Below are 1,653 nucleotides of genomic sequence, written 5' to 3'. Positions count from 1 at the left end.
TTAAATCCTCAGTCAGCTTTAAGTAAGAAACATATAGAATATTTACAAGCTACTCTTGATACTGTTTCCGAACGACTAAAACAATTAGCTGACGAAAAACTGCAAAATCGAGCATTAAAGCCAATCGAACTTGTAGAATGTCACGCATTACATAGTATTTATTTAGGGGTGAAAAATTTATATACTCAAATAAAACTGGCAGATTCAGATGAGGATTTTTTAGATAAAAAAAGAAATATTATTACAAATACTGAAGCTATTTTAAGAAGAAATTAAACTATAATATATTTTATATATTTACTTGATTTTATATTAACCTGAGTTTTGGGTTTTCCTCTTATGAATTCAGAGGTATGACGGCCTAAAGAGGGAATTTTTTTGTAAAAGATATCCAAAATTATTTTCAAGAAGGAAACATCTCTCCATGTAAATCATAAGCATCTGAAAATTATAGAGAAAAACCCAAAACTCAGGTTATTAAATTAATTATTTTAAAAATATTATAAAAACATCAGTGCAAATTTAATTTTTATAAATATGCTTCAATAAAAAATAAACAAATTTTTATATTAATGGATTGTAAAAAAAATAATAGGTTTTAGATTAAACAAATTTTTGCGCTTGTTTTCGTAAAAAATCTTCTTTGTTTAAGTTTACTTTATAACAGATTGGAATTTATAAATTGCTAAAATAAGTAAGAATTTACTAATTAGACTTAAAAAACTTTAATTCTACTACCTATCGATGAAATATCTTTGTTTAACAATGCCCTTTGTTTTATTTTTATAAAAAGTGTTTATTATTAGAGAGTGTTCAAAAAAACTAGAATTTGAATGTGTTGTAGCCAATTCAAATTAGCTTGGCAAATGGCAGCGATGGAAAAAAAAGATCCTGCTGATCTTTTAGAGGAATGGGATTCAATCGAGTCTCTATTCCAGACAAAGATATCTAAAGGGGAGCATTTCTTCTTAAAGTTTTTAAAAGAGAAATATTGAATGCAGTAATTACTGGACATATCTCCTAGGATTTCCCCCTTGGAGAAGCATTTACGTGCAGTTCTTGAAATGAGCATACTAAGGTCTTTTAAAAAATGAATGATATTCTATAAAAGAAGCTTCGGCAAAAGCTAGATAGAAATGAAGATCCTTCTGGAGGGGTAACCGACAGTCAATCAGTGAAAACGACAAAAAAGGGAATTTCAAAAGCTTCGATGGCAGAAAGAAAATTAAAGCTTGAAAGCGACATATATTGGTTGATAATGAAGGCTAATAGCTCGTGCGTTTGTGACAGCTGCCAATCTCGAAGATAGAGAAGGGGGTGCAGGGCCTTTTGGATAACTGGAAGAATTCAAAGAGAAAAATGAAGATCATTTGGGTTGTTGGTAAATGTACAGGAGATGACGTAAAGATTTCTTTGGCTGTCTTTGAAAGTCGTCAAACGCATAGATAAGAGCTTTAAAATATTGACTAAACCTTTGTGTGGTTGAGTAGGTATTTGCTTGGCTTGGGAAATATCCAAGATTGGTAAAGATTATGAATATGACATACCGACAAGTGAAGTTATGTTATACATCAGAATTTTTAGGACAATACTAAAGAGAGTAAGAGATTTTTGAACATTCTCTTGATTTTGAAGTTTCCAATAATAAATTTG

General features: G+C 29.9%; 1 protein-coding gene. It reads left to right on the top strand.

The features are described from left to right. Positions 1-276 (top strand): hypothetical protein (locus TY19_RS11045; RefSeq protein ID WP_042282583.1); only part of this gene is annotated, 276 nt, incomplete at its 5' end. Between the last annotated feature and the right edge of the window lie 1,377 nt (positions 277-1,653).

This window comes from Candidatus Protochlamydia sp. R18 (assembly GCF_000648255.1).
In the GTDB taxonomy this organism is placed as follows: Bacteria; Chlamydiota; Chlamydiia; order Chlamydiales; family Parachlamydiaceae; genus Protochlamydia; species Protochlamydia amoebophila.
The sequence above is the reverse complement of the archived record's forward strand: the minus strand, read 5'-3'. Positions and strand labels throughout refer to the sequence as shown.